Here is a 5,496-nt window from a genome sequence, read left to right as displayed (position 1 = left end):
GGTTCTGTGCCTGAGAGGCTGGCGTTATCTTTCTGGCAGACGGTTGAGGTCGACTGCGTTGACAGATCTTGGTGCATCATAAGTTCTGAAGTGCAGATCGACTTGCGCAAAAACATATTTTGCACGATCCTATCTCAAATTTTGAGGGAGGGGACTATGAGCGTCGAAGAGAAACTTCGCGTACTTGCTGACAGAATCAAGACGCATTCCAGCGCAATGCTTACCGAAGAGGCCTTGAAGACAGCGATAGTTCTGCCATTCTTGGCGGCTCTAGATTATGACGTTTTCAATCCTGATGAAGTAATACCTGAGTACTGTGCTGACGCGGTGGGTAAGAAGGGAGAAAAGGTAGATTACGCGATCAAAATTGATGGAGAAATCAGGGTTCTTGTCGAATGCAAACCAATCACTACAGTTCTTGATCGGATTCACCTTGCACAGCTTTACAGGTATTTTTCCGTCACCAACGCCAAATTTGCCATACTTACCAACGGCCGTGCCTTCCATTTCCATACAGATCTGGTTGCACCGAATAAGCTCGATGATCGCCCGTTCCTGACATTTGACCTTTCGGACCTACAGGGTCAACTGACGTCCGAACTGAAGAAATTCGCAAAAGCTGATTTCAACGTAGACGGAATCTTGCAGTCCGCTCATCGCCTAAAATACACTTCGGCAATCAAAAAAGAGATTGGCAACGTGATGGAAAATCCGCCCGAGGAGTTTGTTCGGATGGTGACGGTTGGACTTTACCAAGGCCGGTTCACCGGTCAGGTGAAGGAGCAGTTCACACCGATGGTCAAAGCAGCCTTTCGCGAGATTGTTCGGGAATCTGTTCAGTCGCGTTTATCCACTGCGTTGGCTGAAACTGAGATTTCCGAGATTGGCGCGGATGGAATTGAGACCGAAGAGGAGGTTGTGACTACGGAGGACGAACGCGAGGGTTTCATGGTCGTCCGGGCTATTGTCCGCGATCTTCTAAAGCCAGCAAGGGTAATTATGCGCGACCAGAAGAGCTATTGCGGTATCCTCGTTGATAACAACAACCGCAAGCCACTTGCCCGACTATGGTTCAACCGGACTGTCAAATATCTCGGGCTTTTCGATGGAGAGAAGGAAGAGAAGGTCAAGATCGACTCGCTGGACGAAATCTATGACCACGCCGATCGCTTGCGAGCTACAGCAAAGGAATACCTTGCTGGGGCAATGGCTGCGCCATCCATCGCTTCGGCTTCCTAACCTTCCACGATCTCGCTGTACGCCCGCAACCGACGCCAAATTCGCGGCAGCCGTTTGTGGGTCAAACCAGCGATACATGTCCTCCGGCGTGGCGTTCTAGCCGGCCGGCGAGGTCGAGTTCCAGCAGCACCATGAACACTTGGGCCGGGTGCAGGCCAGTGTGGCGGATGATCTCGTCGACCGAGACGGGCGTCGGGCCGAGTGCCTCGATGACGCGGGCGCGGTCGCTTTCGCCGGGCGGTGGTGCGGCCAAGAAGTCGGGCGGCTCTTCGAACGGCGGCACGTCGGGCGCTCGCATGCCGGTCAGCGGCGCGATTGCCCTGGAAATATCCGATGCTTCGGTGACCAGGGTGGCGCCATCCTTGAGCAGGCCATTGGCGCCGGCGGCGCGTGGATCGAGCGGTGAGCCCGGTACAGCGAAGACCAGTCGGCCCATTTCGCCGGCAAGCCTGGCGCTGATCAGGGACCCAGAGCGTTGCGCTGCCTCGACCACCACCAGCCCAAGGACCGCACCCGCGACAAGGCGGTTGCGGCGCGGAAAATCCTGAGCGCGCGGCTGCCAGCCGAAGGGCATCTCCGAAATGATGGCGCCACGCTCGGCAATCTCTTCGCACAGGCCTGCATTTTCAGGCGGATAAGGCTGGTCGAGGCCGCCGGCCAGCACGCCGATCGTGCCGGTCGCAAGACTGCCCTGATGCGCCGCTGTGTCGATGCCGCGCGCCAGGCCGGAGACGATTGCGTAGCCGTCGCGGCCGAGGTCGGCTGCCAGCATGCGCGCCATCTTGATGCCGGCCAGCGACGCGTTGCGTGCCCCGACTATGGCGACACCCGGCAGCCGGAAAACAGCTGCGTTGCCCTTTACCGCCAGCAGGGGCGGCGGATGATCCATGTTGCGCAAGAGGGGTGGGTAGTCTGCTTCACCGATGCCGACAAAGCGGGCGCCGGCCTTTCCAGCTGTTTCCAGTTCGGCCTCGGCCTCGGCAACGGACGGGATGCGGGCGATCCGGATGGCGCCGCCCGAAATCATCAGTTCCGGCAGTATTTCAAGCGCCGCTTCGGCTGAGCCGAAGCGGTTGATCAGGTCGCGAAAGGAGGCAGGGCCGACATTCTGGGTGCGGATCAGTCGTAGCCAGCTCAGCCGCTGCCGGTCGCTGAGGCGCGGCCCGGCGGTCGGCTCGCTCATCCCTTGGCTCCGATCTTGCCCTCGGTGCCGGCAAGCAGGCGCGAAATGTTTTCCCGGTGCTTGATGAAAACGATGATGCTCATCACTGCGAACAACCCGGCATTCTGCGGTGTGCTCATGAAATAGAGGGCGATCGGCACGATGACCGCCGCCGTCAGCGCCGCAAGCGAGGAATAACGGAAGAGAAATGCCATCACCAGCCAGACGACGGCGAAGATCAGCGCCACCTGCCAGGCAAGGCCGATCAGCACGCCGAGATAGGTGGCGACGCCCTTGCCGCCCTTGAAGCCCAGCCATACCGGGAAGAGATGACCGAGAAAGGCGCCGAGACCGGCCCAGATCGCCAGGTCAGGCGCGAAATAGCCAGCAATCAGCACGGCGGCCGTGCCCTTCAGCACGTCGAGCAACAGCGTCGCCGCGGCTAGGCCCTTGTTGCCGGTGCGCAGAACATTGGTGGCGCCGATGTTGCCCGAGCCGATCTGGCGCACATCGCCAAGGCCGGCCGCGCGGGTGAGCAGAAGTCCGAACGGAATCGAGCCCAGGAGATAGCCGAACACAAGCGATGGGATGAGGCTGTAAGTCATTGTTTCCCCCGCATTTCCCCCAGTTTGGCCGGATCAGGCGCGGTGCGCGGGTTGTCCGGCTCAGACGGAGAACACTGTGCGGCCCGCAACCAGCGTTTGCAAGACCTTGCCTTGCAGGCGCGCACCTTCGAAACAGGTGTTTTTTGAGCGCGAACGAATGCCGCTTTCGCTGACGATCCAGGGTTCGTCGAGGTCGACAAGCGCAAGATCGGCGACAGCGCCGGGCTTCAGCGTGCCACCGGGCAGTCCGAACAGTTTTGCCGGGGCCGTGGACAGGGTCTCGATCAGCCTCAGCAACGGCACGTCGCCATTGTGGTAGAGCCGCAAGGCCGCGCCCAGCAGCGTCTCCAACCCGATGGCGCCGGCCGCCGCATCGGCGAAGGGCAGGCGCTTGGTGTCGACATCCTGCGGATCGTGCGAGGAGACGATGATGTCGATCGTACCGTCCCTGACCGCCTCGATCATCGCCAGCCGGTCTTCCTCGGCACGCAATGGCGGCGTCAGGCGAAAGAAGGTGCGGTATTCGCCGACATCGTTTTCATTGAGCGACAGATTGTGGATCGCCACGCCCGACGTCACCGTCGCCCCGTCGGCCTTGGCACGCGTCACGGCGTTTGCCGCCATCGCCGTCGAGATCTTCGCCGCATGGTACGAACCGCGCGTCAGCCGCGCCAGCGCAAGGTCGCGTTCCAGCGGGATGGATTCGGCCTCGCGCGGAATGCCGGAAAGGCCGAGCCAGCTGGCGTAGAGGCCTTCATTCATCACGCCGGATGAGCCGAGGTCCGCATCCTGCGTCTCATGCACGATGGTGGCGCCGAAGTCGCGCGCATAGGTCAGCGCGCGGCGCATCACCAGCGCACTCGATATGGTGTGGCGGCCATCGGTGAAGGCGACCGCGCCGGCTTCGCGCAGCAGGCCGAACTCGGTCATCTCGCGCCCGTCGAGGCCCTTGGTGATCGCCGCAGCCGGAAAGACGTTGACGATAGCCGTGTCTTTCGCGGTGCGCAGCACGAACTCGACCAGCGCCACATTGTCGATCACCGGGTCGGTATCGGGCATCATGACGATGGAGGTGACGCCGCCAGCCGCCGCCGCGACACTCGCCGACGCAATGGTTTCGCGATGCTCGCCGCCCGGTTCGCCGATGAAGACGCGGCCATCGACCAGGCCTGGAATGATCGCCTTGCCGGCGCAGTCGATTATGGTGGCGCCCTCGGGCGCGCCCTGGTTGAGCGCTGCCTTGCCGGCGGCAACGATCTTGCGGCCATCGACGATGACGGCGCCGACTTCGTCCATGCCGCGCGAGGGGTCGACGATGCGGGCGCGCTCAAAGACCGTTATGCTCATGCGCCGCGGCCCTCTTGATTGCGACGGGGATCGAGCAGCGCTTCCATGACCGCCATGCGCACAGCAACGCCCATTTCGACCTGTTCCTGGATGACGCTTTGCGGGCCGTCGGCGATTTCCGAAGCGATCTCGACGCCACGGTTCATCGGTCCGGGGTGCATCACCAACGCGTCGTCTTTGGCCGCCTTCAGTTTTTCCGCATCGAGGCCGAAATAGCGGAAATACTCGCGCACCGAAGGCACGAAGGCGCCTTCCATGCGCTCGCGCTGCAGGCGCAGCATCATCACCACATCGGCGTCCTTGAGGCCTTCGGCCATCGAACGGGTGACGATGACGCCCATCTTCTCGATGCCGGTGGGCAGCAGCGTCGACGGCGCAACGACGCGCACCTGCGCGCCGAGCGCGTTGAGCAGAATGATGTTGGAGCGCGCCACGCGCGAATGCAGGATGTCGCCGCAGATCGCCACGATCAGCTTCGACAGCGGGCCTTTGGCGCGGCGGATGGTCAGCGCGTCGAGCAGCGCTTGTGTCGGGTGCTCATGCGCGCCGTCGCCGGCATTGACGACGGAGCAGCCGACCTTCTGCGCGAGAAGCGCGGCCGCACCGGCCGACTGGTGGCGGATGATCAATATGTCGGGCCGCATGGCATTCAGCGTCATCGCCGTGTCGATGAGCGTTTCGCCCTTCTTCACCGAAGAGCTTGCCACCGACATGTTCATGACATCGGCGCCAAGCCGCTTTCCGGCCAGTTCGAACGACGACTGCGTGCGCGTCGAGGCTTCATAGAACAGGTTGATCTGTGTGCGGCCGCGCAGCGTCGAGGTTTTCTTCTCGGACTGCCGCGAGATCGCGACCGCCCGGTCCGCCCTGTCGAGCAACAGCTCGATGTCGGCAGGGGAAAGGTCGCGGATGCCCAGAAGATGGCGATGAGGATAGGGGGACGAAGCGTCGGTCATCTCAAGGGGCTGCTATAGGGTGGAGACTTTGCGGCTGCAAGCGCCAGCTTTGCATTGGAGCCGTTCTCCTCATTTTTTTCGTGTAGATGGCCGATTGTATCGGCCGGTATTTTCATCGCGCGCGCTGCATGGCTTGGCTATATCTAGCCGACAGCCTCGGATTCGTGGCTTTCTGACGATAGAAGGA

Annotated in this window: 5 protein-coding genes; 1 reads left to right on the top strand and 4 read right to left on the bottom strand. The window is 61.5% G+C overall.

The genetic code is table 11. The features are described 5' to 3' along the window. Positions 1–6 precede the first annotated feature (6 nt). Positions 7–1,239 carry a type I restriction enzyme HsdR N-terminal domain-containing protein gene (locus EN949_RS32535; protein ID WP_245472561.1) on the top strand — a complete coding sequence of 411 codons (1,233 nt, stop codon included), beginning with the start codon at positions 7–9 and terminating at the stop codon, positions 1,237–1,239. 61 nt (positions 1,240–1,300) lie between these two features. Here EN949_RS32535 and dprA read toward each other — a convergent pair whose 3' ends face one another. The 4 genes from dprA to EN949_RS32515 are packed head-to-tail and all read right to left on the bottom strand — an operon-like array spanning position 1,301 to position 5,309. Then, a complete protein-coding gene (gene dprA / locus EN949_RS32530; protein WP_127366085.1) occupies positions 1,301–2,422 on the bottom strand; it encodes a DNA-processing protein DprA in 1,122 nt (373 codons plus the stop codon). After that, the gene (gene plsY, locus EN949_RS32525) at positions 2,419–3,006 is read right to left on the bottom strand and encodes a glycerol-3-phosphate 1-O-acyltransferase PlsY (protein WP_127366084.1); all 588 of its coding nucleotides are present in this window, start codon (positions 3,004–3,006) and stop codon (positions 2,419–2,421) included. Before plsY ends, dprA begins: the two co-directional genes overlap by 4 nt. Positions 3,007–3,066: 60 nt before the next feature. Next, complete coding sequence (locus EN949_RS32520) at positions 3,067–4,353, bottom strand: dihydroorotase (RefSeq protein WP_127366083.1); 1,287 nt, start codon at positions 4,351–4,353, stop codon at positions 3,067–3,069. Then, a complete protein-coding gene (locus EN949_RS32515; RefSeq protein WP_127366082.1) occupies positions 4,350–5,309 on the bottom strand; it encodes an aspartate carbamoyltransferase catalytic subunit in 960 nt (319 codons plus the stop codon). The genes EN949_RS32520 and EN949_RS32515 overlap by 4 nt, the downstream gene beginning before the upstream one ends. Positions 5,310–5,496: the final 187 nt, after the last annotated feature.

Source organism: Mesorhizobium sp. M7A.F.Ca.US.007.01.2.1 (assembly GCF_003998165.1).
GTDB classification, from domain to species: Bacteria; Pseudomonadota; Alphaproteobacteria; order Rhizobiales; family Rhizobiaceae; genus Mesorhizobium; species Mesorhizobium ciceri.
This window is presented reverse-complemented; position numbering and strand designations above follow the sequence as displayed.